The organism is Rathayibacter tanaceti (genome assembly GCF_009834165.1).
In the GTDB taxonomy this organism is placed as follows: Bacteria; Actinomycetota; Actinomycetes; order Actinomycetales; family Microbacteriaceae; genus Rathayibacter; species Rathayibacter tanaceti.
Window position 1 is genome coordinate 553,185 of record NZ_CP047186.1, and the last position, 24,587, is coordinate 577,771.

Here is a 24,587-nt window from a genome sequence, read left to right on the forward strand (position 1 = left end):
GTTGCCCTGCGCCGGGCGAGGCTGCGGTCAGTCCTCCGTGAGCGTGCCGGCCACGCGGCCGAGCAGTGCGCGCAGTTGATCCTGCTCAGCGGGCGTGAGGTCGGCGGTGGTGCGCTGCTCGAGGTCGCGCCAGACCGCGGTGACCGGCTCCTCGAGCGAGCGCCCCTCGGCCGTCAGTGAGACGAGGACGACGCGGCGGTCGGTCGCCGAGCGCTCGCGGGTGATGACCCCGGCGCGCTCCAGACGGGCGAGCATCTTCGCCGTCGTCGGGGACTCCACCATCAGCAGGCGCGTCAGATCGGCCTGTGAGCGGGGTGACTCCTCCCACAGCAGCATGAGCGCGAGCTCTTGACCGGGCGCGAGACCGAGGTCGTGCAGGAGCGATCCTGCGAGCTTGCGGTGCGCCTTCGCGACCGTCGGGATCAGCGTGCTGATCGGCTCGATCCGGGGCTCGGGGGCCTTGTGACCGGACATCGTCTCATCTCCAAGGAATAATCACTAGCCGGCTAAGGTTTTCTCTCTCGACCGACTACGAAGGAGTCCATCATGACCACAGAATCCACCTCGCCGATCGCCGTCTTCGCCGCCACCGGCGCCCAGGGCGGGGCCGTGACCGACGCTCTCCTGGCCCGCGGCGCCCACGTCCGCGCCCTGGTGCGCGACACCGGCTCCGAGAAGGCTCGAGCACTCGCCGACCGCGGAGTAGAGCTCGCTCGCGTCGACATCGACGACCCGGCCTCGCTCGTCTCCGCGCTCACCGGAGTCGACGCTTTCTGGTTCATGACGACCCCTCCCGGCGGCATGCAGGACGCGGACACCGAGGGCGAGACCCGCCAGGGCATCGCGCTCGCCGACGCCGCCGCGGTGGCCGGGGTGCCGCGCGTCGTCTTCAACTCGGTTGGCGGTGCCGATCGCGACTCCGGGGTGCCGCACTTCGAGTCCAAGCGCCTCGTCGAGCTGCACCTCGCCTCCCTCGACGTGCCGACCACGGTGATCCGCCCCGTCTTCTTCTTCGAGAACTTCTTCTTCTTCGCTCCGTCGGAGGAGGACGGCACCCTCGTCCTGCGCCTCCCGCTCGCCGATGACGTGTCGCTGCAGCTGATCGCGGTGCGCGACATCGGCATCGTCGCGGCCTCGGCGCTGCTCGACCCGGCGTCGGTCCCGGCCGAGATCGAAATCGCGGGCGACGAGCTGACCGGCAGTGAGATCGCCGCAGCCTTCGCCGAGCGGACCGGTCGACCCGCTCGCTACGAGGCCCTCCCGCTCGCGGCCCTGGACGGTCAGGAGGACATGCAGTCGATGTTCCGCTGGTTCGTCGAGACGCCCGCGTACCAGGCTGACGTCGACGCGACCCGCCGCCTCTCGCCCGGCGCCCTCGGCCTGCCCGCCTGGCTCGACGCCGTCGACTATTCGCCCGCGTCCTGATCCGCGGACCCGTTGATCCAGAAGACATCCAGAGGAGACACCATGAGAGCCGTCCAGTACTCGTCCTACGGAACCCCCGACGTCCTCGACCTCGTCGAGGTCGCGCCCCCGCATCCCGGCCCCGGCGAGATCGTCATCGACGTCGCCTCTGCCGGGATCAACCGGCTCGACACCAAGCTGCGCTCGGGGTCGCTCGCGCCGACACCGGTCCTCGCCGCGCCCACAGGAACGGGGGTGGATGCGGCCGGCACGGTCGTCGAGCTGGGCGAGGGAGTCGTCGACGTCGCGGTCGGCGACCTCGTCTTCGGCACCGGTCGCAACACGCTCGCGGAGCGGGCTGTCCTCAGTCAGTGGGCACGGCTCCCCAAGGGCGCCGATCTCGTCGCCGCCGGAGGCTGGGGCGTGGCCGTCGAGACCGCGCACCGCCTCCTGAGCGAGCTGGGAGTCACGAGCGGTACCATCGTCGCCAGCGGCGCCTCGGGAGGCGTCGGCTCAGCACTGATCCAGCTCGCCGTCGCCCGGGGGCTGCGCATCATCGGCTCCGCCAGCGCTGCGAACCACGCCTACCTCAGCGGCCTCGGCGCGACTCCCGTGACCTACGGTGCAGGGCTGGTCGAGCGGGTCCGCGCGGTCGCCCCCGAGGGGGTCGCCGGGGCTCTGGACCTCTCGGGCGCCGGGGTCATCGGCGATCTCGTCGAGCTGACCGCAGACGCCTCCACCGTGATCTCGATCTCGGACTTCAGCGCCGTGCAGCAGGGCGCTCGCGTGTCGACAGGGGCCGGCCGCACGACCGATCCCCGGGACGGCTTCGCCGAGGCGCTCGCCCTGCCCGGGTTCGCCCTCAGTGTCGAGCAGACCTACCGCCTCGACCAGGCGCGCGACGCCCACGCACACGCGGAGGGCGGTCACACCACCGGGAAGATCGTGGTGGTGCTCTGAGCGTGCTCCCGCTCCCGCGGGAACCCGAGTCGTCGAGGAACCGGGGCTGCCTGGTTCCCTCGACGGTCCGGGGTCCTCTCGGACGAGGCCCCGGACCTGCTCGCCACCGACATCCGGGAGCCGCTGCGGCTGGCGCAGTGAGGTACCGCTCCGCCTCGACCGACGCCGGGTGTGCGCTCGGGTGGGCACAGGAGGAGGCGGGGTGGCGACCCGAGCTGTCGCCGCTCAGGCGGACGACGGCACGACGCTGCTGAGCGCTGACGGGGGAGTGGCGCCGTCCGCCCGCAGGTCGACACGACGCGATCCGCAGTCGGCGCACCGGACGTACACGACGACTCCCTCGCGGGTTCTGTGGGCGGATTCGGTCGTCCAGCCGTGTTCGTGCGGTACGAGGGCGTCCAGTGACGACTCGCCGGGACGGGGGAACTGCGGGGACGTGAGCATGACCCCCACTGTGCTGTCATGGTCTTATGCAGCTCAACCCTTACGGAGAGTACGCGGTGCTGCTCGCCGCCTCCCTCGCCAACGACTGGCCCTCCGCTCGAGAGGGGATCGAGGCGCGGACTCGGGTGTTCGGCATGACGATGGAGTTCGAGGTCGGACCGGACGATCACGAGCGGACCCGCGGCGTGATCGACGAATGGCTCGAGGTGGTCGATGCGCCGACTCCGAGTGCCCGTGCATCGTCCCTGAACGAGCAGATGGCGGCGATCGCGGCGTATCCGCGCCTGACCGACCACGACGACGAGGGCTGGCACCTGCACTACCGCGACCAGGACCAGTCTCTGGCGCACGTCCTCCACGCCGTCATCGCCGTCGGCACGGCACTGCACCTGACGACCCGGGGGATGAGCCGGCTGCTCCGCTGCGAAGCCGGTCGAGCGCCGGGCGACCACTGCACGAACGTCATCGTCGACGTGACCCGGAACGGCCGACAGCGGTACTGCTCCGTCCGGTGTGCGAACCGTGCCGCGGTCCGGCGGCACCGGCTGCGACGCGCGACCGAACCGGACTGAGGCCGGGCCGCCGTCCGACCTCCTCGACCGCAGAGGCGAGGACGAGGGTCATGCGCTCGCCGTCGCGATTCGAGCGGGCCGGCACGAGCGCCGTCGAGGGGAGCCCGTAACGCTCCGGGTTCCCTCAGCGGAAGGAGCGCAGCCGCAGGCTGTTGAGGACGACGAACACGCTCGAGAAGGCCATCGCGGCTCCTGCGACCAGCGGCCCGAGCAGGCCCGCCATCGCGAGCGGGATCGCGGCGACGTTGTAGGCGAAGGCCCAGAAGAGGTTGCCTCGGATCACGCCGAGGGTCCGCCGCCCCAGGCGCAGCGCGTCGGGCACGCGGCCGAGGTCGTCGCCCACGAGTGTGATGTCGCCGGCCTCGATCGCGGCGTCGGACCCGGCGCCCATCGCGATGCCGACCTCGGCGGCGGCGAGGGCGGCCGCGTCGTTCACGCCGTCGCCGACGAAGGCCACTCGGCGGCCCTCGGCTCGCAGCCGCTCGACGACCGCGAGCTTCTCCTCGGGGAGGACCTCCGAGATCACCTCGTCGATCCCGACCGCGGAGGCGACGGCGCCCGCCGCCCGCGGGTTGTCTCCCGTGAGCATGAGCACCCGGAGCCCGCGCTCGCGGAGAGCGCGGACCGCGCGCGCCGCCTCCGGCCGAGGCTCGTCGCGCAGCACGGCGAAGCCGCGCAGCTCGCCGTCCCAGCCGACGCCGACGACAGTGCCGCCCTCGGCGGTGGCCCGCTCGGCCCGCTCGGCCAGGGCTCCCGGCGCGTAGCCCCACTGCTCCTCCAGCCAGCGCAGCCGGCCGGCGACGACGAGGCGCCCCTCGACGCGGGCGCGCACGCCGAAGCCGGTGCTGGAGCGGAACCCGCTCGCCTCCGGGACGTCGAGACCACGGGCCCCGGCCACGATCGCGGCGGCGAGTGGATGCTCGGACCCGCGCTCGACGGCCGCGAGCATCCGCAGGCTCTCGTCGTCGCTGGACTCGACGACCTGGAAGGCGCCGGTGGTCAGCGTGCCGGTCTTGTCGAGCACGACCGTGTCGATGCTGCGACTCGCCTCGAGCACCTCGGGTCCGCGCAGGAGGATCCCCAGCTGCGAGCCGCGTCCCGTGCCCACGAGCACGGCGGTCGGAGTCGCGAGCCCCAGCGCGCACGGGCAGGCGACGACCAGAACCGCCACGGCCGGCGAGACCGCGGCCGCGAGGTCGGCTCCGGCGAGCAGCCAGCCGGCGAGGGTCGCGAGGGCCAGCACCACCACGACGGGCACGAAGACGGCCGAGACGCGGTCGGCGAGGCGCTGCACCCGGGCCTTGCCCGCCTGGGCGTCCGAGACCAGGCGGCCCATCCGGGCGAGGGTCGTCTCGGAGCCGACCCGGTCGACGCGGACGATCAGCACGCCGTGCGCGTTGAGGACTCCGCCCGTTACGGCCGAGCCCGGCCCGACCTCGACCGGCACGCTCTCTCCGGTCAGCATGCTCGCGTCGACGGCGCTGGAGCCTTCGAGCACGGTGCCGTCGGCGGCCACGGTCTCGCCGGGTCGCACGCGGAGGCGGTCGCCGACGGCCAGCGCGCTCGCGGGCACCCGCTCCTCCGCGCCCTCCGGCGTGACCCGGACAGCGTCCTTCGCCCCGAGCCGGAGCAGCGCCCGCAGCGCAGCACCCGCGTCGCGCTTCGAGCGCGCCTCGATGTACCGACCCGCGAGCACCAGCACCGGTACCGCTGCGGCGACCTCGAGGTAGATCTCGTCGTGGCCCGAGCGACTGCCGAGCAGTTCGAACGGCATCTGCATCCCTGGTCGGCCGGCGTCGCCGAGGAACAGCGCGTACACCGAACAGAGGAACGCGGCGCTGACGCCGAGGCTGATCAGGGTGTCCATGCTCATCGCGCCGTGGCACAGCGCCCGCCACGCGGTGCGGTGGAACGGTAGCGCCCCCCACACGGCCACCGGCGAGGCCAGAGCGAGGGCGAGCCACTGCCAGTTCGCGAACTGTAGGGGCGGCACCATCGAGAGCACCACCACCGGCACGGCGAGCAGGGCGGAGACGCGCAGGCGGGTGCGCAGAGCGCGGCGCTGGAGGTCGTCGCCGGCGTCGGTGGGAGTGCCGTCGCTGTCGCCGTCGTCCGCGCCCTCGGGAGGCGAGGGCAGCGTGGCCGTGTACCCGGCCGCCTCGACGGCGGCGATCGCGTCGGCGGGCGTGGTGCCGGGCGGGAGCGTCAGCGTCGCACGCTCGAGGGCGAGGTTGACGGTGGCGCTCACGCCGGGCAGCGCGTCGAGGCGGCGCTCGACGCGGGCGACGCAGGAGGCGCAGGTCATGCCTCCGATGGCGAGCTCGAGCGGTGTGCCGGCGGAGTCGGCCACGTCAGTCGAGAGGGGCGAGTCGGTAGCCCGCGTCGGCGACGGCCGCGGCGATCTCTTCGCGGCCGAGCGGTCGGGTGGATCCGACGGTCACGGTCGAGACGCCGTCGGGCACGAGGGAGACGTCGACGCCGGTGACCTCGGGGTAGGCGGCCAGCTCCTCCGTGACGCTGCGGACGCAGTGCTCGCAGGTCATGCCGGCGACTCCGATGCTCTGCACGGTCGCGGCGGCGATCGGCCCACGACTCTCGTGGCGGGTGCTCTCGTGGCCGCCGCACGCGCACGCGCCGCTGCCGCAGCCTCCGTTCGAGCCGCTCGCGGTCAGGCCGAGATCGATCCTGGTGCCCATGGGTCCTCCTGTGTCGCGCAGCCGGGACAGATATACCCCCCGGGGGTACTCCATCGTAGACGGGTCCCGCCGCTCCCGGCAAGGCCGGAGGAGCAGGGACGAGAATCGCAGGGCGGCCGGCCTCGCCGCGCGAGGAACAGGAGGAGCCGGATGGACCCCGCACCGACGCCGCCCTGGGGCGCCCCCTCGGCCCACGCCGCGCCGTCCGTCCCGCTGCCGCCTCGCTCGCGGTTCGAGCCCACCGCGCTCCTCACCGCACCGCTGCACGCCAGGACCCTCCCCGCCTCCCTCCGCCCCCGGGTGCAGCAGGCCGCGCCCCAGCGGCAGCGCCGGCTCGCCGCGCTCGCCGAGGTGACCGACGGCTTCGCCGTGCTGCGCACCCGCGAGCTCGACCGTGCATTGCGGCGGATCGCGGCTCCCGCCGCCACTGCCGCGGGCGAGGTGGCGGCCGTGCTCGCGATCGGCCGCGACGGAGTCGAGCTGGCGGCCGAGCGGGCCGACGCGCTCCGCATCGCCGAGTGGGAGCGGATCGCGTCGGTCGGAGTGGGCACCTCACCCGCGGGCTCCCGCCGCGTCCGCGCCGTCGTGCTGGCCGTGCTCGCACCGCGTTCCCCGGCCGGCCCCGGGGTCCTCCGCGCGTCGGCGGAGGCGATCGCCGCCCGCCGACGCCCCCACACCGTGCTCGTCCCCCTCGTCGTCGCCTCTCCGGCGCCGCTCGGCTGGCGGGTCGCCGACGACCGGACCTTCCTCCTCGCCCTGGACCGGCTCCAGCGCGCCCTCGACGAGCGCACGCGATGAGGGCCCGCCTCCGCTTCGCTCTCGCCGCCCTCACCACCCTGGGTTTGGGCCTGGCCCTGCGCTTCCTGCTGACCGGGCTGCTCGCCGATGTCGCCGGAGGAGTGCTCTACGTGGTGCTCGTCGCGCTGCTCACCGCCGTCCTGCTGCCCCGCGTGCCCGCGGTGACCGCGGCGGGGATCGCGCTGGCCTGGTCCATCGCGATGGAGCAGCTCCAGGCGATCGGAGTCGCGTCGCGCCTGGTCGAGCTGTGGGCACCGCTGCGGTTGATCGTCGGCACCACCTTCTCGTGGCTCGACATCGCGGTCTACGTTCTCGGGGCAGTGGTCGCTGCGGCGGTGCTGATCGCCGTCGGCCCTCGCGAGGAGCCGGCCGACGTCCGCGATCGCGGCCTCAGGGATGTCCGGGGCGGGCCGACCGCCTGATTAGGGTGGGGCCATGAGCGAGGCGGAACTCCCGGGCACAGCGGCATCCCCCCGAGCGCTGCCGGCCCACGATCATCGACGCGACCGGCGCATCCCCGAGCCGCTCGACCGCTTCGCCACCGGCGAGGAGTTCCCCGAGTACCGGGTCGACCTCGAGCGGATCCGGTTCTCGCCCTACTTCGCCCGTCTCTCCGCCGTCACGCAGGTCATCTCGCCCTCCGGCGTCGGCCAGGTTGTGCACAACCGGCTCACGCACTCGATCAAGGTGACAGCCGTGGCCCGCGCGATCGCCATGCAGCTCACCACCACCGACCGGGCCCAGCGCGAACTCGTCGAGCGGCTCGGCGGCTGCGACCCCGTGGTGGTGCAGGCGGCCGCGAGCGCGCACGACCTGGGTCATCCTCCGTTCGGGCATCTCGGCGAGCAGGCGCTCGACCGCCTCGCCCGCGAGCGTCTCGGGCTCGCCGAGGGCTTCGAGGGGAACGCGCAGTCGTTCCGGATCCTCTCGGAGCTCGACGTCTGCGAGACGGTCGAGGTGGGGCTCAACCTCACCGCCGCCTCCCGCGCCGCCGTGCTCAAGTACCCCTGGGGGCGGACCGTCTGCCGACCCGGCATCGACTCGGCCGACCCCACCGAGCTGCCGCGCGGCTCCACCGCCAGCCAGTGGGAGACCGCACCGCCGAAGTTCTCGGCCTACACACTCGACCTCGACGACCTGCTCGACGCGCGCTCCGGCTTCGCCGCGATCGCCCCCTGGCAGCAGACCCTCGAGTGCTCGGTGATGGACGTCGCCGACGACATCGCCTACTCGCTGCACGACCTCGACGACTTCTACCGCGCGGGAGTCCTGCAGCAGGCGGCGGTGGCGGTCGAGTTCCGCGCGTTCCTCCGTGAGCAGAACGCACTCGCCGCTCTCGACGCCGCGGAACTCTGGGCCAGGGCGCCGGGGCACTCGCTCGAGATGCTGCGGCGCAGGCTCGTTGCGCGCGACCCGTGGATCGCGAGCGATGAGCACTTCCGCGCCTCCGTCGAGCGGGTCTCGACCGAGCTGGTCGAGGGTCTGCTGGCCGTGCCGTTCGACGGCTCGACCCGCACGGAGCGCGCGATCGAGGCGTTCGTCTCCTCCTGGATCGGCCGGCTCCAGCGCTCGGTCGTGGTGCTGGCCGAGCCGAACGTCCGCTCGGGTCATCTCTCGCTCCTCCCAGACGCCTGGCACGACGTGGCGGTGCTGAAGTTCGTGCACACGCGTTTCGTGATCGACCGCCCCGACTTCGCCACCTACCAGCGCGGGCAGTCCCAGGTGCTCGAGACGCTGGTGACCCACCTCGACGCCTGGCTCGCTGATCCGCGCGACGGCTCGCGTGCACCGCAGAAGCTGCTCGACCTGATCGAACTCGCGGCCGACGGCTACTTCCGTCTGCGCGCCGACCACCCCGACTGGCTGCCGACCGACGAGCGCGGCCGTCCGACGTCCGACCCCGCCGTGCTCCAGCGGCTCGGGCGGGGCCGCGGAGTGGTCGACTACGTCGCGACGCTGACGGACGAGCAGGCGATGGCGCTCGCCGCACGGCTCCGCGGCGACCGCGAACCCTGGGCGATGGGGACCTAGCTCCCGTGGTTCGGCGCCGTCGGCCCTCCGCCCTGGTGCCCCAGCCTCTCGGCGGACGGTGGGTTGACAGCACGCTCCCGATATGACTGACCGCCCCCGATCCCCGCCAGTGCAGGCCGGAAGGCGACGCGCGTGCCCCGAGGCCGCTTTCCGGCGGTATCCAGTGCCCGTTCAGGAAGCGCTGACCGAACGACAGCGTAAAATCGCGGAGGCACATGCCAGGATCGACAACTCGACAGGGAGTTCCGTTGGACGGAAACGCAACGACCACGCACCGCAACGTCGCATTGCTGTCCGTCGCGACCACGATGGCTCCGCGAGTGACCACCTCGGCCGAGATCGATGCGCGCCTGGCTCCGGCGCTGAAACGCCTCCGACTCCCCACGGGCCTGCTCCAGCGCGTCGCCGGGGTGCACGAGCGCCGCAACTGGAGCGCCGAGCAGGGTTTCGACGCGGCAGCGATCGACGCGGGCAAGCGGGCTCTGGATGAGGCGGGCATCCGCCCCGATCAGATCGGGCTCATCATCAACACCTCGGTCACGCGCAAGCATCTCGAGCCGTCGGTCGCCGTGCGCCTGCACCACGGTCTGGGACTGCCCTCGTCGGCCATCAACTTCGACATCGCCAACGCCTGCCTCGGGTTCGTGAACGGCATGACCCTCGCCGCGCAGCTCATCGACTCTGGTCAGATCCGCTACGCCATGATCATCGACGGCGAGGACGCCGACGAGATCCAGGTCAACACCATCGATCGCCTCAGCCGCGAGGGCGTGAACCGCAAGGACTTCATGAGTGAGTTCGCGAGCCTCACCCTCGGCTCGGGGGCGGCCGCCGCGATCCTCGGCCCCGCCGACGAGCACCCCAGGGGCCACCGGATCCTCGGGGGCATCACCCGCGCGGCCACGCAGTTCAACGAGCTCTGCGTGGGCAGCGTCGACGGCATGTTCACCGACGCCAAGGCCCTGCTCAAGGGCGGGATGGACCTCGTGCTCTCCGCCTGGAAGGAGGCCACCCGCGACTGGAACTGGGGCGGCATGGACCGCTACATCACGCACCAGGTGTCGGATGTGCACACCAACGCCCTGGTGAAGGCGGTCGGCCTCGATCGCAGCCGTGTCCCCACGACCTACCCGACGCTCGGCAACGTCGGCCCGGCATCGATCCCGATCACCCTGGCCCAGGAGGCCGAGACCCTGCAGCCCGGCAACCGCGTGCTGCTCATCGGAGTGGGCTCGGGCATCAACACCGCGATGCTCGAGATCGCCTGGTGACCGAAGAGTTCGGCCCCCACCCGGCGGTGCGGATCCGCGGGGCGCTCAGCGCCACCGCCGCGGCCCGGCTTCCCCCGGCCGGGCTCGACGGGATCGATCCCGCCTGGTCGCGCCTCGTCGACGCTCCCGACGCCGAGGGCGTGCCGCGCCGCTGGCACCTCCTCGACACGGGCGAGGCGCTGGCCGTCGAGCCGGTCGGCACGATCCTGTGCGTGCACGGCAACCCCACCTGGTCCTACCTCTGGCGCCGCCTCGCGGCCGCCACGCTGGAGGCGGCCCGCCTCGGCGGCCCCGCCTGGCGCGTGGTCGCGGTGGACCAGCTCGAGATGGGCTTCTCGGAGCGCACCGGCGCGCTGCATCCGCTCGCCGACCGCGTCCGCGAGCTGTCGAATCTCACCGACGTGCTCGGACTGACCGATGTCGTCACCCTCGGCCACGACTGGGGCGGAGTCGTCTCGCTGGGCTGGGCGGTCGACCACCCCGAGCAGCTGCGCGGCACGATGCTCCTCAACACCGCGGTGCACCAGCGTGCCGACGCGCCGATCCCGGCGCCGCTGCGGCTCGCGCTCGCCTCGGGCGTGCTGGGCGCCTCCACCGTCAGCACCCCCGCCTTCCTCGAGGCGACGCTCGCGCTGGGCCGTCCGGCGCTCCCCTCCGCGGTGAAGGAGGGGTACCGGGCCCCCTACCTGTCGTCCGCGCGTCGCGGGGGAGTGGGCGGCTTCGTCGCCGACATCCCGGTCGACTCCGCGCACCCGAGCGAGGACGAGCTCCACCGGATCGCCGAGGGCGTGCGCGCCCTGGCCACTCCCGCACTGATGCTCTGGGGTCCACTCGACCCGATCTTCTCCGACCGCTACCTCGACGATCTGGTCGACCGCCTCCCGCACGCGCAGGTGCACCGCTTCGAGGGAGCGGGCCATCTGCTCGCCGAGGACGTCGACTACTCCGCAGCGGTGCTCACCTGGCTGGGTGACCTCTCGGCCGACGGCGAGCCCTTCGCCGGTGATCCCGCTCCGGACGTCCGCCGCCCCTCCGCACCCGTCGAGCCGCTGTGGGCGCACCTCGATCGCCACGCCGAGGACGACTCCCTCGCCCTGGTCGAGATGGCGCCTCCCGGAGGCGGCGGGCCGCGCTCCGTCTCGTGGCGCCTGCTCTCGCGGCGGGTCCGCGAGCTGGCCGCCGGCCTCCGCGCCTCGGGCATCGGGCCCGGCGATCGGGTCTCGCTGCTGGTGCCTCCCGGCGCCGACCTCACCGCGCTGCTCTACGCGTGCCTGCGCATCGGAGCGGTCGTCGTCGTCGCCGACGCGGGCCTCGGCCTGCGCGGACTCACCCGTGCGGTCCGCGGCGCCTGGCCGGACCTCGTGGTCGGCGCGCTGCCGGGCCTGAGCGTCGCCCGCGCCCTGCGCTGGCCCGGCGGACGCATCTCGACGCAGACCCTGCCCCGCAGTGCTGTCTCGGCCCTCGGCGTCGACGCCTCGCTCGCCCAGCTGATGGAGCTCGGCCGCGCCGAGCTCGCCACCGACCCGGAGGCGCTCGGCGATCCGCCTGCGCCCGACTCCGAAGCCGCGATCCTGTTCACCTCTGGATCCACAGGCCCGGCGAAGGGCGTGGTCTACACGCACCGGCAGCTCGCCGGAGTCCGTGACGCGCTCGCCCGCCAGTACGGCGTCGGTCCGGGGACCGGGCTCGTCGCAGGCTTCGCGCCGTTCGCGCTGCTCGGGCCTGCGCTGGGCACCCGATCCGCGACTCCCGAGATGGAGGTGACCGCGCCGCGCACCCTCACCGCCGCGGCTGTCGCGGCGGCGGCCGCTCGGGTCGAGGCGACCGTGCTCTTCCTCTCGCCCGCCGCCCTGACCAACGTGGTCGCGACGGCCGGCGCGCTGAGCGCCGACGACCACCGCGCCCTCGCCGGAGTCCGCACCTTCCTCTCGGCGGGCGCCCCCGTCTCGGCCGGGCTGCTCGGCGAGGCACAGTCGCTGATGCCGAACGCCTCCGCGCACACTCCCTACGGCATGACCGAGGCGCTGCTGCTGACCGACGCGTCGCTCGAGGGGATCCTCGACGCCGCGTCCGATCCGGACCCGCGCGGCGGCGTCTGCGTCGGAGCGCCAGCCGCGGGGGTGCGCCTGCGCATCGCGCCGCTCGACGACGACGGGCACGCGGACGACGAGCCTCTCGATGTCGAGGACGTCACGGGTGAGATCGTCGTCTCGGCCGGGCACGTCGAGGACCACTACGAGCGGCTCTGGCTGACCGATCGCGCGGCGCGCACCGGGGCGGTCGCGGGCGAGCGCTGGCACCGCACTGGCGATGTCGGGCGCGTCGACTCCGCTGGCCGGCTCTGGGTCGAGGGGCGCCTCCCGCACGTGATCGTCACTCCCGAGGGCGTGGTCACGCCGGTCGGTCCTGAGCAGCGGATCGAGGCCGGCGTCGCCTCCGTCGCGCGCGCCGCCGTGGTCGGAGCCGGTCCCCGCGGAGTCTCGCAGCTGGTCGCCGTGGTCGAGCTGCGCTCGGGCGTGCGCCGGGTGGCTCTGGCCGGGCCGCAGCTCGCCGAGGAGGTGCGGGCCGCCGTCGGCGCCTCCGTCGCCGCTGTGCTGATCGTGCCGACGCTGCCGACCGACATCCGGCACAACTCCAAGATCGACCGGGCCGCGCTCTCGCGCTGGGCCGAGGGTGTGCTCGCCGGCGGGCGCATGGTGGCGCCGTGAAGGTCCTGGTCACCGGGGCGAGCGGGCTGCTCGGCGGGGCCGTCGCGGCCGGACTGGTCGCGCAGGGTCACGAGGTCCGCACCTTCCAGCGCCGTCCGTCCGGGGTGGCCGGCGTCGAGGAGGCGCGCGGCTCGCTGACCGACCCGCGCGCGGTGGAGGAGGCGGTCGCCGACTCCGCGGCGGTCGTGCATCTCGCCGCGAAGGTCTCACTCGCGGGCGATCCGGGCGACTTCGACCGGGTCAACGTCGACGGCACGCGCCGGCTCCTCGCTGCCGCCTCCCGCGCCGGCGTGCGCCGCTTCGTGCAGATCTCGTCCCCCTCGGTCGCGCACGCCGGGTCGTCGATCATGGGCGACGACGCCGAGCCCGCCGACCCCGTCCGCGCCCGCGGCGACTACGCGCGCACCAAGGCGCGGGCCGAACTGCTGGCCCTCGCGGCCGACGCGCCGGGGTTCGCTGTCGTCGCGGTCAGGCCGCACCTCGTCTGGGGCCCGGGAGACACGCAGCTCGTCGCGCGGATCGTCGAGCGAGCCCGTGCCGGGCGGCTCCCGCTGCTCGGGCACGGGCAGGCTCTGATCGACTCCACCTACATCGACAACGCCGCCTCGGCGATCGTCGCGGCTCTCGGGCGGGCGGAGGCGGTGCATGGCCGCTCCTACGTCGTCACCAACGGCGAGCCGCGTCCCGTCGCCGAGCTGCTCGCCGGCATCTGCCGCGCCTCGGGAGTCGAGCCGCCGCGCTGGTCGGTGCCCGCCTCCGTCGCCCGAGCCGCCGGCTCGCTGGTCGAGCGGGTCTGGGCCGTGCGGCCGGGGGCCGATGAGCCTCCGATGACGCGTTTCCTCGCCGAGCAGCTCTCGACCGCGCACTGGTTCGATCAGCGCCGCACCCGCGCCGAGCTGCACTGGGCACCGGGCGTGACGCTCGATGAGGGGCTGCGCCGGCTCGCCGCCGCCGACTGAGGGGGCGCCGCCTTGCGGCGCCGATGGCCGGGGCGTCCCCGGTCGAATGCGCACCGTGTCGCGGGCTGGCCCACACGTCTCCGGAGACGACGGGACGGACGGGCTCCCCGGTGGAGCCCGTCCGTCCCCGCGCGTCGCGGGCGGGTGCTAGTCGGCGAGGATGAGGTACAGCGCGCGCCGCGTCTCGTCGAGCTTCGCGGAGGCGGCCGCACGCTGCGCATCCGTCGCCCCGCGGAACTGCTGCACGACTCCCATCAGCGTGCCGACGTTCTCGACGAACGCGCGGTCGGCGTCGCTGGCGCCAGGAGTCGCCTCCCACGCTGCGGTCAGCTCGTCGGAGTGCTCGCGCACGTACGTGCCGCCCTCGTCGGTGAGCTGGTACTCGGTGCCGCGGCCCTCGCCGACGGCCGTGATGAGGCCCTCGTCGACGAGCTGCTGGAGGGTGGGGTAGACGGAGCCGGGGCTGGGGCGCCACGACCCGTTCGTCTTCTCGGCGATGGCCTTGATCAGGCCGTAGCCGTTGGAGGAGGTCTCGGCGAGGAGCGAGAGGAGCGCCGCGCGGACATCGCCGCGTCGTGCGCGTCCGCCGCCGCGGCCGAAGGGGCCGCCGAAGCCGGGGCCGAAGCCGGGCCCGAAGCCGGGCCCGAAGCCGAAGCCGGGACCGAACCCGCGGCCGTGGCCGCCGGGTCCGCGTCGCTGGCCGTGGCCGGGGTGCTCGTGCCGGGAGGTGTGCGCGCCGTCGCAGGAGTCGCGGCGGTCGTCGGAGAAAAAGGTCTTGGGGTTCATGGGGTGCTGCTCTCTGTCGGTCGGGGTGTTCGTGGAGGTGTCGTCGAGGATCCCTTCGATCGGATCCGGTCGCCGGCCGCGAGCCAGTGCTGACGACCTGTCGGCGATGTATTAACGATATATCGGCGACTGTCGCGTGTCAAGGGTCGTCGCTGCTCGATACCCTGGGAGCCTCCCCCGCGAAAGGTCCCGCATGTCGCTGTCCGACTCCGAGCTCCAGGCCGTGCTCGACTCGACCCTGCTCACCGGTGCGGTCCTCACCGACCGCGCGAGCAACCTCGGCAACCTGCGCCGCCTGGCCGCCCGCGAGCCCGCGCACCTCTACGGGGTGGACGTGGCCGAGCACTGGACGCTCGAGAGCCTGCTCGCCCTGATGGGGGAGCGCGTCGGGATCAGCACCGACGCCTCGTTCGAGAGCGGCCAGGACCGCATCGACGCGCGCCTGACCGTCGAGCGGCTCGCCCGCTACCGCGATCGCCTCGCCTCAGCCGTGCATGACGGTGCGCTCCTGCTGTTCGCGACCGCCCACCCCGCGACCCTGATGGACGTCTACCGCCGATTCGCCGCGGCGGCGACGGAGGCGGGGGCCCGCGTGCTCGACCTCAACGCGCTCCCGTTCGCCTCGCCCGACGGCATCCGCGTGCCGCTCGCCGACGAGCATCAGGCCCTGTGGTCCACCGGAGGCGTGGCCTGCGTCTACCGCGGCGGGAGCCTCCTGCACACCCACTCGTCCGAGCCGATGGAGGCGCTTCTCGACGGGCTCGACGAGCTCGGCGTCCGCCCCGACCTCGTGATCGCCGACCACGGCTGGGCGGGAGCGGCCGGCCGTCGCGGCCTCCCGGTCCTCGCGATCGCCGACTGCAACGATCCGGCCGTCTTCGTCGCAGAATCGCAGGGCTCGATCGAGGTCGTCGTCCCGATCGACGACGGCCTCGCCGTGCACCTGTACGAGCCGGTGATCGACTACGTTCTGAGCCCGCTGTCCGCCGCCTCGGAGCCCACCCGCACCTCCGGCTCGTAGAATCGCTCTCGGCTCGTCGGGATCCTCGGGATCCGACGAGCCGACCGCGTTCCCGCGTTCCCGCGAGCCCGAGTCGCCGACTCGCCACCACTGCAGACGGAGCATCCGTGACCCAGCCCCACGACGGCCTCCTCCCGCGCTTCGCGGTCGGCGTTGACATCGGCGGAACCTCGATCAAGGCCTCGCTCGTCGACGTCACGACCGGTGAGCGCGCCGCCCGCCGTTTCGCGGTCGCGAACCCGCTCGGCAAGGAGCCCGAGGACTTCGCCGCCGCGATCGCGGGCATCGTCCGCGACGTCTCGCCGATCGCCGGCACCCCGGTCGGCGTCGGCTTCCCGGGGATCGTCCGCGGAGGCGTCGTGCGCCAGACCACGCACGTGTCGCCGCGCTGGGTCGGCCTCGACGCCCAGGCGCTGCTCTCGGACGCGACCGGCGTCGACGTCGTGGTCGTCAACGACGCCGACGCGGCCGGGGTCGCCGAGCGAGAGTTCGGCGCGATGCGCGAGCGCGAGGGCCTGCTCCTGCTGACCACCCTGGGCACCGGCATCGGGACGGCGCTCGTGCACGAGGGCGTCGTCATCCCCAATTCCGAGCTGGGCCACGTCCACATCGACGGGCCCGACTTCGAGCCGCGCGTCGGCTTCTCCGCGGTGCGCCGCGAGGGTATCTCTCTCGAGGAGTGGGCGGGGCGGTTGAGCGTCTATTACCGGCACCTCGAGATGCTGCTGTCCCCGCAGCTCTTCGTGATCGGAGGCGCGGCCGCGCACGTGTTCGACGAGTTCGCCGGCTTCCTCGACATCGGCACCGAGATCGTCCCCGCCCGCTTCGGCAACGACGCCGGATTCACGGGAGCCGCCATGGTCGCCGTCTCGCCCGACAGCCTCGCCCCCTGGTACCGCTCCACTCGCGGCGCCCGCCTCGACCCCGGCACCCCGGCCATCGCGGACTGACGCACCCCATCCCTTCCCGCCGGGGCTCCCTCAGCGCGCCAGCAGCCGCCGGTAGAGGCCGTCGAGGAGGGCGGCGGCGGCGGGCCAGGAGTGGGACGCCGCCCACTCCACGCCGCCGCGGCCGAGCCGGGCCAGCTCCCCGGGTGCCCCCAGCAGACCGAGCATCGCGTCGGCCCACGCCACCGGCGAGTCGGAGTCGATCAGCATCCCGCTCATGCCGTCGCGCACCGCGTCTCTCAGCCCGGTCGTCCGCCGCGCGAGCACGGGCGTGCCACTGGCCGCGGCCTCCAGCGCGATCAGCCCGAACGTCTCGGCGGCCGACGGCACCAGCGCCAGCCTGGCGCTCCGGAGGCGCTGCGCCACGAGGTCGCGGTCGGCCGGCCCGTCGATCAGGACCCGGTCGCCGAGCGCGGCCGCGGCTCCCCGCACCTCGTCGAGGTACGCCTCCCGGCCGGGCGCCGCCCCGCCCACCAGTCGCAGCACCGGCCGGGCTTCCTCCGGCATCGCGGCCAGCGCCCGCACCGCGAGCAGCTGGCCCTTGAGCGGTTGTACTCGGCCGATGAGCACGACGCCCGAGCGCTCGCCAGACGGTCGGAAGCGCGCCTCGACGCCCGGCGGCACGACCGCCACGCGCGTCGGATCCGCACCGTAGCCGCCGACCACGTCCTCGCGCTCGGAGGCGCCCGCCACCACGATCGCGTCGGCCGCGGCGAGCACCGCGCGCTCCGCATCGATCCGCTCGGCGGGCTCGGGGGAGTCGCCCGGAGCGAGTCGGGCGTTCTTGGCGAGCGAGCTCGAGTGCATCGAGTGCACGTGCGGCAGGCCGGTGAGCATCCCGGCGAGCCCCGACACCCAGTAGTGCGAGTGCACCACGTCGGCTCCGGCGGCCGCCCGCGCGAACAGGGGAGCGGCCGAGGCGAGCGCGTACTTGTCGCCCGCGTCCACGGGCACGCCGACCACCCGCACGCCCGGCGCGAGCCTCCGCTCGCCCTCGCCGCGCGTCAGCACCTCGATCTCCCAGCCGAGCGCCGCCAGCTCGGGCAGCACTGCCGCGAGGTACACGTTCATCCCGCCCGCCTCGCCGGTCGAGGGCTGCTCGAGGGGCGAGGTGTGCGCCGAGACGACGGACAGGCGGGGCATCCCTCCATCGTAGACAGGGCCGGGAGTCCTCCACGGATCCGGCCGTGCGGCTCGCAGTGCCCCGGCGATCGGGTTGAATAGACGGATGCGCTCCTTCGGAGTGCGGAGAGCGTGAGGTCCATGGCCCGCCAGAGTCCACCCGGTGAGGTGCTGCCGTCGGCTGCACCCGGGCCGGCGGCCATCGGCCACGAGCCCTTCTCCGAGCAGGACATCCGGGCGCTGGTCGGCGCCGCCGCCTTCGAGAAGGGCACCGCCTACGCCGACGAGGGTCGGGTGCGCGAGCTGCAGTGGTTCGGCGGCCGCACCCGTCTCTTCGGCCAGGTCCGCGGATCCGGTCGCTCGCCCTACGCGGTGAGCGTGCAGCTGCGCGACGAGGGCGAGCACTGGAGCCTGCTCGGCGGAGCCTGCAGCTGTCCCGTCAAGCACGAGTGCAAGCACGTGGCGGCCGTGCTCGTCGAGGCCCTGCGCCGCGAGCGCGAGGGCACGCTGGCCGGTCCCTTCCCCGGCGAGTCCGCCGTCGACGCGGTTCCGGAGTGGCGCAGTGCCCTCGCTCCGCTGCTGGCGGGCGCCGAGCGCTCGCACGCGGGGATCCCGCTCGGCCTGCAGTTCGAGCTGCTCCCCGGCGAGCCGGTCCGCCGCGCCCCCGGCCGCTATAACTCCTACCGTCCGCCGCCCGAGCCGCGCCCGCGCCTGGGGGTCCGACCGGTGCGGATGGGCGACCGCGACCGCTGGGTGCGCACCGGCGCCAGCTGGCGCGACCTGGGCTACCTGCACTACAGCCACGACTACGACGAGCGTCAGATCGACGTGATCCGCGAGATGCAGGGCATCCTCTCGGGTCACAGCGCGTCGAGCTATTACTCGCCCGACACCTGGCTCTACCTCGACCAGTGCCGGAGCGAGGCGATCTGGGCGGCGCTGCACGGCGCGGTCCGCGCGGGCATCGGCCTCGTGATGGGCGACCGCGAGCAGTCGCCGCTGAAGATCCTCGACACCACGGCCACCGCCTCCATCGACGTCACGCGAACGGCCGCGGGCCTCGAGCTGCGGTCGCTGGTCGCGATCGGTGATCATCCGGCACCCGAGGAGTTCGGCTTCATCGGCGATCCGGCCGTAGGCCTCTACACCTGGGAGGGCGGCGACGAGTTCCGCGCCCGACCCGTCACCCTCATCCCGTTCGCCGCCCCACTGCTGTCCTCGGCGCGCACCTTCCTCTGGAGCCGCGAGGCCATCCGCATCCCCGCCCAGGAGGAGTCGGCGTTCCTCACCGAGCACTACCAGCGCCTGCACCGCCTGTTCGACATCGTCTCGCGCGACGGCTCCTTCGAAGCACCGGCCGTTCCCGAGCCTCGGCTCGGCCTGACCCTCGAGCACACCGAGGGCGCCGGCCTGCGCGGCTCGTGGTGGTGGCGCTACGGAGTCGAGGGCGCGCGCGGCACGGATGCCCAGCGCCTCCCGTTGCGACCCGGCGAGGATGCGGGCTACCGCGACCTCGACGCCGAGCAGCGGATCCTCGACTCCCTCGTCGGAGCCGGCCTCGACCCCGAGTCGGCTCCCGCCCTCGTCTCGCCGTCGAGCCGGCGACTGCGGCCGACGTTCGACCTGCGCGGCATGCAGACGGTCGGCTTCCTCACCGGCGAGGCCGAGCGCCTCCGCGAACTCGGCACCGTCGAGATCGAGGAGATCGGCGAGCGCGTCGAGTACCGCGAGGCCGAGACCGCGCCGATCGTCGCCGTGCAGACCGTCGCCCAGCCCGACAGCCGCGACTGGTTCAACCTCGAGATCTCCGTCACGGTCAACGAGGAGGCGGTGCCGCTCGCCGAGATCTTCCTCGCGCTGGCTCGCGGCGACGAGTACATGGTGCTGCCCAGCGGCGTCTACTTCGCGCTCGACGACGAGCGCTTCGGCCGCCTCCGCGAGCTGATCGCCGAGGCGCGCGAGCTCTCGGACGACCCGAGCGAGACGCTGCGGATCAGCCGCTTCCAGTCGTCCCTCTGGGACGAGCTGGTCGAGTTGGGCGTGGTCGAGGCGCAGGCAGCGGCCTGGCGCCGCTCCGTCGAGGGCCTCTCCGGATTCACGGCCACGGGCGCTCTGGAGTCGCGGACCCTGCCCGAGGGCTTCGCGGTCGAGCTGCGGCCCTACCAGCAGCTCGGCTATGACTGGCTCTCGTTCCTCTACGACAACCAGCTCGGCGGCGTGCTCGCCGACGACATGGGTCTGGGCAAGACCGTGCAGTCGCTCGCGCTCGTCGCGCGCGTGATGCAGCAGCAGCGTGCCGCGGCGGAGGAGGCGGGTACCTCGCCGCGCCCGTTCCTCGTGGTCGCGCCGACCAGCGTCGTGCCCAACTGGGTCGGCGAGGCCGAGCGCTTCGCCCCGGGCCTCCGGGTCGTCGGGATCGACGAGACCTCCAAGAAGAAGCGCCGGGCGCTCACCGGCGTCATCGGCGAGGCCGAGCTGGTCGTCACCTCCTACGCCCTGTTCCGCCTCGACTACGAGTCGTACGCGGGCATCCAGTGGTCGGGACTCCTCCTCGACGAGGCGCAGTTCGTGAAGAACCGCCAGTCGGCCACCCACCAGCTCGCGCGCCGCCTCGACGTGCCGTTCAAGCTCGCCATCACGGGAACGCCGATGGAGAACAACGTGATGGAGCTGTGGTCACTCCTCTCGATCGTCGCTCCCGGACTCTTCCCCTCGCCCGCCGGCTTCGTCGAGTTCTATCAGAAGCCGATCGAGCGCGAGGCCGACACCGAGAAGCTCTCGCAGCTGCGGCGCCGCATCCGACCGTTGATGCTGCGGCGCACCAAGGAGCTGGTGGCCAAGGAGCTGCCGCCCAAGCAGGAGCAGACCCTCGAGGTGGAGCTGGGCCCCCGGCAGCGCAAGGTCTACGACACCTATCTGGCGCGGGAGCGGCAGCGGGTGCTGGGTCTGATCGGCGACTTCGAGAAGAACCGCTTCGCGATCTTCCGCGCGCTGACCGTGCTGCGCCAGGTCGCGCTCGATGCCGCGCTGGTCGATGAGGCGCACGAGAAGGTCCCGTCGACGAAGCTCGACCTGCTCGACGAGCTCCTCGGTGACGCTCTCAGCGAGGGCCACCGCGTCCTGGTGTTCAGCCAGTTCACGCGGTTCCTGGGGCGGGTGCGCTCCCGCCTCGATGCGGCCGGGATCGAGTACGCGTATCTCGACGGAGCGACGAAGAAGCGCGACGAGGTCATCGACCGGTTCCGCTCGGGCGATGCCGGCGTCTTCCTGATCTCGCTCAAGGCGGGCGGCTTCGGCCTCAATCTCACCGAGGCCGACTACTGCATCCTGCTCGACCCGTGGTGGAATCCGGCGACCGAGTCGCAGGCCGTCGATCGCGCCCACCGCATCGGCCAGACCCGCTCGGTCATGGTCTACCGTCTCGTCGCGAAGGACACCATCGAAGAGAAGGTCATGGCCCTGAAGGAGGCGAAGGCGGCTCTCTTCGCGGCGGTCATGTCGGACGACGGAGCGGCGGCCACCGGCGGCATCACCGCGGAGGACGTGCGCGAGCTGCTGGGCTGAGCGCCGCGTGCGGCCCGCCGTGCCGCGCCTGACGGGCGGCCGTGTCGGGCCCGGTCCACGTCCTCGCCTGTCCGGCGCTGGTTCTCCAGGTGTTCCCCCTGGCGATGGGCGACATCGGTGCGCTCTCCGAGGCGGTCGCCTTCTGCACGCTGATGGTGCTCACCACGGAGCCGTCGCTCCTCGCTGTGTCTCCTCGCGCACCTGATCCAGCAGCGTCTCGACCGCCGCGCGGGTGTCGGCGGCCAGGCGTCCGAGTCGGTGCGCGGCGCGGATCGACGTCGGCCGGTAGGGGTGCACCAGCCGGCGGGCCGCGGTGCAGGGCAGCGCGAACGTGGCGACGATTCCCGCGTCGATCCCGTCGAGTCCACCGTCGTCGCGGCCGAACACCAGCTCGCGCCCCTCGTGGGCCAGCTCCTCCGGCAGCTCGGCCTCGCCGATCGGGAGGCGCAGCACCGCCAGCAGACCGGCGGCGACCACGCGCCGACGCAGGGGACGGCCCACGCGTGCGGCGGCCTGCACCGTGAAGAAGTCGGCCTGGCGCTCGAGGATCCCCGTGATGGTCTCGGCGAGGCGCTCCATCTCGGGGTGCAGCGAGACCCGGGCGAGCCGACGGTAGGCGTGTACCGCCACCCGCGCGTCGACCGCGAGTGCGAGTGCGAGGGGTCCGGCGAGGAGGAGGCACGCGCGGTCGCGCAGCGGATGCGCGACGACGGCCGGCTCGGGCGGCCGGTGGTCGATGCCGCGGATCTGCGGCGAGGCCGCCAGCACCTCGCCGAGAGCGTCCGCGATGCCCTGCCGCTCGGCCGCCCACACCTCGGCCAGGCCGCGCACGCGCTCGTCCGGGTGCGCCAGCCCGAGGGGGAGCATCCGCGCGACCGTCGCGTGTTCGACAGCACGGAGATAGGCGGTGGCGACGATGGCCTCGCGGTCCAGTGGCGCCTCCTCGAACTCGCGCACCGAGAAGTACTCGCCCAGGGCGCGGTGCGCGCTGCGGCGGTGGTCCTCGAGATCGAACGGTTCCGCGATGCCCACGTCGTGCTCCTCCGCTAGGTCTGTCCCTCCATCCTGGGCCCCTCGTGCGGGAGGCGGAAGAGCACGCGCCTACGCCTGCGACACTGGGAGCCGGCGGTCAGGCGGGCGCCGGGATCGGGGCGGAATGGCTGCGGCGCGGACGGGGGCGGTCGGCGCGATCCTGGTCGCGGCCCTCTGCTTCGGCACCACCGGCACGGCGCAGTCCCTGGGCGCCGCGAGTGTGGATCCGCTTCTGCTCGGATCCGCGCGCATCGTGCTCGGCGGTGCGCTGCTGGCCGCGCTGCTCGGAGCGCGCGCGGTGCGCCGGCGCGCGCCCGTTCGTCCGACCCTGCCGGTGCTGGTGCTCGTGCTGTTCGGCGCTGTCGGAGTCGCCGCCTACCAGCCCGCCTTCTTCACCGGAACCGCGCAGAACGGGGTCGCGGTCGGCACGATCGTGGCCCTCGGCTCGGCCCCCGCCTTCACGGGCCTGCTGGAGTGGCTGGTGCTGCGAGCCGCGCCCAGCCCGCGCTGGTTCGTTTCGACGGCTCTCGCCGCGGGCGGCGTGGTGCTGCTCAGCGGAGGCGGCGCCGACACCGGAGCCTCGCCCCTCGGCCTCGCCGCCTCGGCGGGCGCGGGTGCGTCCTTCGCCGTCTACGCCGTGTGCGGGGTGCTGCTGCTCCAGCGCGGGCTGAGCCCCGTCGCAGCAATGGGTGCCCAGTTCGGAGCCGCCGCGCTGCTCGCTCTCCCGTTCCTGCTGCTCGGTGACGCATCCGTGCTCGCCGGCTCGGTCCCGGCCGTGCTGTGGCTCGGAGTCGTCACGGTCGCCATCGCCTACACCTTCTTCGCGCGCGGCCTGCGGATGCTGTCCGCGGCGACCGTCTCGACGCTGACCCTTCTCGAGCCGGCGATCGCGACACTCCTGGGTGTGGCGGTGCTGGGGGAACGCCTGACCGCGGGGGCCGTCGCGGGAGTTGTGGTGGTGGTCGCGGCCGTGCTCCTGGTGGCGGTTCCGGGGCGGGCGAGGCGCCTCACGGAAGACGCCGGGCTCCCCTGATCCCGGGCGCCCGTTCACAACTCTTCCCGCGTCGATTCGGCACGATTCGCTCGTGAGAAGCGCTGGATGGTTAGAAGCGGCTTGCCAGGATGAAGCCGTTCGTGTCGACGTGGCGCTCCGAGATCTGATATCCGAGCGCGTTGGCGATAGAGGTCCACGCGTCGAGCTCCTCGCGTGAGCCGAGCTTGCTGCTGGTCTGCACGAATCCACGGCGCGAAGTGATCACTCCGGTGCTTCCGTATTCGGATCCCGTAGCGGCATCGGCATAAACCACTATCATCTGCATGTCATCCTCCTGGATGGTAGGTTCCGCGGGTGCGGGGGCGGGCTTGAGTCGGTCATTGATGAAACGGTACGGATCGACGGTGACGCCGTAGGAGTACCCGGATTCCGAGAGCGAGATGGTGAGATGCAGGTGGTTTCCCCGTGATGCGTTCCCTGTGTTGCCGACCGATCCCACCCGCTCTCCGCGAGCCACCGAGCGACCGATCGGGAGGGGCGAGGCCGCGTTCATGTGGCAGTACGCCGAGTGGTATCCGTCGGCGTGCCGCAGAACGACGACGTATCCGAGGTCGCTGTTACGGAGGTTGACGACGACAACGCCGTCCGCGGCTGCCGGAATGGCAGTCCCGCCGGCCTGCGGATAGTCGAGTCCGCGGTGGGGACGCGCACGTCCCGCCGTGGCCCCCCAGCCGTCGGCGACGTTGGGATTGGTGAAGGGGTGGCGGTACTGCACATAGGTCGCGGCGTGCGCGCTCTCGGCGTCGAAGAATGCCGGAGAAAGGGCCAGGAAGGCGGCCATTCCAGCGGCACTGGCGAGAAGTCCTCTTCGAGAGAGTGCCGTCAGAGGGTCGAGAGGACTCTCCGATTCCGGATGGAGTCCAGTCGTGTCGAATGTGTTCACATGTTCCCTCTCGAGTGCAGTTATTCTGCTTCTTTGCTGAGAGTACTGAGAAGCCCTCGCTCGTGTCAAATCCTCTTCACGCGCCCCCGATTCTGCGAGAGAAGCGGGCGATTCTCACCCCTCAAAGAGTCGGTCAGGGCAACTTTTATCCTAGAACGTCTGACGGCTAGTCCATCTAGTGAATATGGTCATCGCTTTCCGGTATGACGGAGAAGGCCGGATTGTCACGTCTATATCCGACAGTGCAACTCGCACGGATGTGTCCCGACGCGGTGTCCTCGGTGGTCCGCTGACCTGACGCGGTGCATCGTGACGGAGCCGCCGCCGCCACCCAC

Annotated in this window: 20 protein-coding genes; 13 read left to right on the forward strand and 7 right to left on the reverse strand. The window is 72.9% G+C overall.

What is annotated here, in order from left to right:
- Positions 1–27: 27 nt before the first annotated feature.
- Positions 28–474 (reverse strand): MarR family winged helix-turn-helix transcriptional regulator, encoded by a 447-nt coding sequence (locus GSU10_RS02605; protein WP_068213205.1) that lies wholly within the window; start codon positions 472–474, stop codon positions 28–30.
- A gap of 72 nt (positions 475–546) precedes the next feature.
- Between GSU10_RS02605 and GSU10_RS02610 the strand changes: the two genes are divergently transcribed.
- The 3 genes from GSU10_RS02610 (at position 547) to GSU10_RS02620 (ending at position 3,380) form a co-directional block, all read left to right on the forward strand.
- Positions 547–1,425, forward strand: coding sequence for an NmrA/HSCARG family protein (locus GSU10_RS02610; RefSeq protein ID WP_068213203.1), 879 nt, complete (start codon positions 547–549; stop codon positions 1,423–1,425).
- Between the two features lie 42 nt (positions 1,426–1,467).
- Positions 1,468–2,364, forward strand: coding sequence for an NADP-dependent oxidoreductase (locus tag GSU10_RS02615; RefSeq protein ID WP_068213200.1), 897 nt, complete (start codon positions 1,468–1,470; stop codon positions 2,362–2,364).
- A 470-nt stretch (positions 2,365–2,834) separates the two neighbouring features.
- Positions 2,835–3,380 (forward strand): CGNR zinc finger domain-containing protein, encoded by a 546-nt coding sequence (locus tag GSU10_RS02620; protein ID WP_068213194.1) that lies wholly within the window; start codon positions 2,835–2,837, stop codon positions 3,378–3,380.
- A 124-nt stretch (positions 3,381–3,504) separates the two neighbouring features.
- On the opposite strand, the gene GSU10_RS02625 is transcribed toward GSU10_RS02620, so the two are convergent.
- Both GSU10_RS02625 and GSU10_RS02630 read right to left on the reverse strand, forming a co-directional pair.
- Positions 3,505–5,685: a heavy metal translocating P-type ATPase gene (locus GSU10_RS02625; protein WP_132504850.1), complete on the reverse strand. Its 2,181-nt coding sequence runs from the start codon at positions 5,683–5,685 to the stop codon at positions 3,505–3,507.
- A 46-nt stretch (positions 5,686–5,731) separates the two neighbouring features.
- Positions 5,732–6,076 carry a heavy-metal-associated domain-containing protein gene (locus GSU10_RS02630; RefSeq protein ID WP_068213814.1) on the reverse strand — a complete coding sequence of 115 codons (345 nt, stop codon included), beginning with the start codon at positions 6,074–6,076 and terminating at the stop codon, positions 5,732–5,734.
- 150 nt (positions 6,077–6,226) lie between these two features.
- On the opposite strand from GSU10_RS02630, the gene GSU10_RS02635 reads away from it, so the two are divergent.
- From GSU10_RS02635 to GSU10_RS02660, 6 genes are all read left to right on the forward strand, one after another.
- On the forward strand, positions 6,227–6,874 hold the full coding sequence (locus GSU10_RS02635; protein WP_132504800.1) for a hypothetical protein: 648 nt from the start codon (positions 6,227–6,229) through the stop codon (positions 6,872–6,874).
- Positions 6,871–7,296: a DUF2809 domain-containing protein gene (locus GSU10_RS02640; protein WP_068213368.1), complete on the forward strand. Its 426-nt coding sequence runs from the start codon at positions 6,871–6,873 to the stop codon at positions 7,294–7,296. Before GSU10_RS02635 ends, GSU10_RS02640 begins: the two co-directional genes overlap by 4 nt.
- Before the next feature lie 13 nt (positions 7,297–7,309).
- The gene (locus GSU10_RS02645; protein ID WP_082845304.1) at positions 7,310–8,905 is read left to right on the forward strand and encodes a deoxyguanosinetriphosphate triphosphohydrolase family protein; all 1,596 of its coding nucleotides are present in this window, start codon (positions 7,310–7,312) and stop codon (positions 8,903–8,905) included.
- Between the two features lie 248 nt (positions 8,906–9,153).
- Complete coding sequence (locus GSU10_RS02650; protein ID WP_422395424.1) at positions 9,154–10,176, forward strand: 3-oxoacyl-ACP synthase III; 1,023 nt, start codon at positions 9,154–9,156, stop codon at positions 10,174–10,176.
- Positions 10,173–12,884 carry an alpha/beta fold hydrolase gene (locus GSU10_RS02655; RefSeq protein WP_241972902.1) on the forward strand — a complete coding sequence of 904 codons (2,712 nt, stop codon included), beginning with the start codon at positions 10,173–10,175 and terminating at the stop codon, positions 12,882–12,884. Before GSU10_RS02650 ends, GSU10_RS02655 begins: the two co-directional genes overlap by 4 nt.
- A complete protein-coding gene (locus tag GSU10_RS02660) occupies positions 12,881–13,843 on the forward strand; it encodes an NAD-dependent epimerase/dehydratase family protein (protein ID WP_132504796.1) in 963 nt (320 codons plus the stop codon). The genes GSU10_RS02655 and GSU10_RS02660 overlap by 4 nt, the downstream gene beginning before the upstream one ends.
- A 147-nt stretch (positions 13,844–13,990) precedes the next feature.
- Here GSU10_RS02660 and GSU10_RS02665 read toward each other — a convergent pair whose 3' ends face one another.
- A complete protein-coding gene (locus GSU10_RS02665) occupies positions 13,991–14,629 on the reverse strand; it encodes a PadR family transcriptional regulator (protein ID WP_068213221.1) in 639 nt (212 codons plus the stop codon).
- Between the two features lie 193 nt (positions 14,630–14,822).
- On the opposite strand from GSU10_RS02665, the gene GSU10_RS02670 reads away from it, so the two are divergent.
- Both GSU10_RS02670 and GSU10_RS02675 read left to right on the forward strand, forming a co-directional pair.
- The gene (locus tag GSU10_RS02670) at positions 14,823–15,650 is read left to right on the forward strand and encodes a phosphatase (protein ID WP_068213217.1); all 828 of its coding nucleotides are present in this window, start codon (positions 14,823–14,825) and stop codon (positions 15,648–15,650) included.
- A 107-nt stretch (positions 15,651–15,757) separates the two neighbouring features.
- On the forward strand, positions 15,758–16,600 hold the full coding sequence (locus GSU10_RS02675) for an ROK family protein (RefSeq protein ID WP_132504794.1): 843 nt from the start codon (positions 15,758–15,760) through the stop codon (positions 16,598–16,600).
- Between the two features lie 30 nt (positions 16,601–16,630).
- Here GSU10_RS02675 and GSU10_RS02680 read toward each other — a convergent pair whose 3' ends face one another.
- Positions 16,631–17,740, reverse strand: a complete 1,110-nt coding sequence (locus tag GSU10_RS02680) for a glycosyltransferase (RefSeq protein WP_158286094.1) — start codon at positions 17,738–17,740, stop codon at positions 16,631–16,633.
- Between the two features lie 120 nt (positions 17,741–17,860).
- Between GSU10_RS02680 and GSU10_RS02685 the strand changes: the two genes are divergently transcribed.
- The gene (locus GSU10_RS02685) at positions 17,861–21,283 is read left to right on the forward strand and encodes a DEAD/DEAH box helicase (protein WP_132504792.1); all 3,423 of its coding nucleotides are present in this window, start codon (positions 17,861–17,863) and stop codon (positions 21,281–21,283) included.
- A gap of 159 nt (positions 21,284–21,442) precedes the next feature.
- Here GSU10_RS02685 and GSU10_RS02690 read toward each other — a convergent pair whose 3' ends face one another.
- Positions 21,443–22,315 carry a hypothetical protein gene (locus tag GSU10_RS02690; RefSeq protein WP_132504790.1) on the reverse strand — a complete coding sequence of 291 codons (873 nt, stop codon included), beginning with the start codon at positions 22,313–22,315 and terminating at the stop codon, positions 21,443–21,445.
- Positions 22,316–22,439: 124 nt separating this feature from the next.
- Between GSU10_RS02690 and GSU10_RS02695 the strand changes: the two genes are divergently transcribed.
- Positions 22,440–23,348, forward strand: a complete 909-nt coding sequence (locus GSU10_RS02695) for an EamA family transporter (RefSeq protein WP_068212069.1) — start codon at positions 22,440–22,442, stop codon at positions 23,346–23,348.
- A gap of 70 nt (positions 23,349–23,418) precedes the next feature.
- On the opposite strand, the gene GSU10_RS02700 is transcribed toward GSU10_RS02695, so the two are convergent.
- Complete coding sequence (locus GSU10_RS02700; protein ID WP_068212071.1) at positions 23,419–24,150, reverse strand: M23 family metallopeptidase; 732 nt, start codon at positions 24,148–24,150, stop codon at positions 23,419–23,421.
- Between the last annotated feature and the right edge of the window lie 437 nt (positions 24,151–24,587).